At 77.6% G+C, this 2,272-nt stretch carries 1 protein-coding gene and 1 pseudogene; one reads left to right on the plus strand and one right to left on the minus strand.

Features of this window, described 5'->3' with window-relative positions:
• A partial coding sequence (locus tag ACFV0G_RS35850) for a TSUP family transporter (protein ID WP_380556974.1) occupies window positions 1–390 on the minus strand: 390 nt, incomplete at its 3' end.
• Window positions 391–728: 338 nt separating this feature from the next.
• Here ACFV0G_RS35850 and ACFV0G_RS35855 point away from each other — a divergent pair.
• Window positions 729–2,099, plus strand: a pseudogene (locus tag ACFV0G_RS35855) (rhodanese-like domain-containing protein); the annotation flags it as partial.
• Window positions 2,100–2,272: the final 173 nt, after the last annotated feature.

Genomic DNA, 2,272 nt, shown 5'->3' on the forward strand with positions numbered 1-2,272 from the left:
GCCGCCCGCCGGATCCGCCGGCGGGGCCGGGCGGCGGGCGGCGAGCATCCGCCAGGCGGCCACCGCGGCGAGGGCGGCGAAGGCCGCGGTGAGCACGGCCGCGGGTATCGATGCGGAGAGTGCGCCGGCCGCGGCGGCGGCCGGCAGTCCGGCGGCGGCGAACAGCAGGCCGGTCCGCCAGCGCACCCGGCCCGCCCGGGCGTGCGTGAGCAGCGCGGTGAGCGAGGTCGCCGCGACGATCAGCAGGGCCGCGGTGGTGGCCTGGCCGGCCGAGAAGCCGAGCAGGTAGATCAGGGCGGGAACGGCCAGCATGCTGCCGCCGCCGCCCAGTCCGCCGAGGGCGAGGCCGACCACGGCGCCGGCGGCCAGGGCGAGCAGCAGGGCGGTCATGCGGCCGCTCCGGCCGGCGCCCGGTGGACCGGGTCGGGCAGGGGCGCGGCGGACGGCGGCCGGAGGGTCGGCCGGGTGGTGGCCGGGCGGGGCGGTGCCATGCGGGTACTCCACGGGGTGTCGGGCGGCGGGTGTGGTCCGGTGCGGTCGCCCCCCGCCCTCCGCCGGCCCTCCAGGGCCGTTCCGAATACCCGCCGGGGTATGCTCGGTAACCACCATATACCCCCACCCGTATGTAGCGGCCGTCGGTCGCCCCGGCTCCGGCCCGGGCCATTGGATACCCATGGGGGTATTGTTGAAGGAAGCGAGCGCTGCCGTCAGGGCAGCAAGGAGGTCCCGTGTTCTTCGCCCAGTACTACCTCGACTGCCTGTCCCAGGCTTCGTACCTGATCGCCGACGAGACCACCGGAAGGGCCGTGGTGGTCGACCCCCGGCGGGACATCGCCGAGTACCTGGCCGATGCGGAACGGCACGGTTTCACGGTCGAGGGAGTGATCAACACCCACTTCCACGCGGACTTCCTGGCCGGCCACCTGGAGCTGGCCGCGCGGACGGGCGCCTGGATCGGCTACGGACGCCGGGCGGAGACCGAGTACCCGATCCGCAAGCTCGTCGACGGCGAGGTGATCGTGCTCGGGGACGTGACCCTGGAGGTCATGGAGACTCCCGGCCACACGCCGGAGTCGATCAGCGTCCTGGTCCGCGAGCACGCGGCCGACACCCTCCCGTACGGCGTGCTGACCGGGGACGCGCTCTTCATCGGCGACGTCGGCCGCCCCGACCTGCTCGCCTCCGTCGGGCGGACCGCGGACGAGCTGGGCCGGATGCTCCACCACAGCGTCCAGCACCGGCTGATGGCGCTGCCCGACGAGGTGCGGGTCTTCCCCGCGCACGGGGCCGGCTCGTCCTGCGGCAAGAACCTCTCCACCGAGCGCCAGTCCACCATCGGCGAGCAGCGGGCCACCAACTACGCCTGCGCGCCGATGACCGAGGACGCCTTCGTGGCGATCGTCACGGCCGGACAGTCCGCCGCCCCCGGCTACTTCGGCTACGACGCCGACCTGAACCGGCGAGAGCACCGGCTGTTCGACCCGGCCGCGGCCGTCCGCGCCCTGCCGCTGGACGACTTCCTGGCCCGGCGGGAGGCCGGCGCCACCGTCCTGGACGCCCGCAGCCCGCAGGAGTTCGCCGCCGGCCACCTGCGCGGCGCGGTCAACGTGCCCGCCGACGGCCGGTTCGCCGAACAGGCCGGCACCGTCCTCGACCCGGCGCAGCCCGTCCTGGTGGTAGCACCGGACGACCGGGCCGCGGAGGTCGTGACCCGGCTCGCCCGGATCGGCTTCGACCGGGTGGCCGGCCACCTGCCGCACCCCGAGGACCAGCTCCCCGCCGCCGCCGACGAGATGCGCGCCGCGCCGCGGCGCACCGTGGCCGGGCTGCGCGAGGCGCTGTCCGGCGACCGGCCGCCGCTGGTGGTGGACGTCCGCGACGCCGGCGAGCGGGCCGGCGGCGCGATCGAGGGCTCGGTGCACATCCCGCTCGCCGAACTGCCCGGCCGCATCGGGGAGATCCCCGCGGACCGGCCGGTCGTGGTGCACTGCGCGGGCGGCCACCGCTCGTCGATCGCCGCCAGCCTGCTGCGCAGCCGGGGCCGCGAGGAGACCTCGGACCTGCTCGGGGGCTACACCGCCTGGGCGGCCGCGGACGCGGCACCTCCCGGGGCCGCCACCGGTGCCCCGTCCGGGCGGGGGGCGCGCGGGGCCCCCCGGGCCCCGGGGCCCCGCCCCGGGGGCGGGGGGCGCCGGCGGGGACCCGGGGGGGGGCCGACGGGGCGGGCGGGGCCTCGGCCGCGGCGGCCCAGGCGGCCGGGCCGGGCCGGGCC

The organism is Kitasatospora sp. NPDC059571, assembly GCF_042735675.1.
In the GTDB taxonomy this organism is placed as follows: Bacteria; Actinomycetota; Actinomycetes; order Streptomycetales; family Streptomycetaceae; genus Kitasatospora.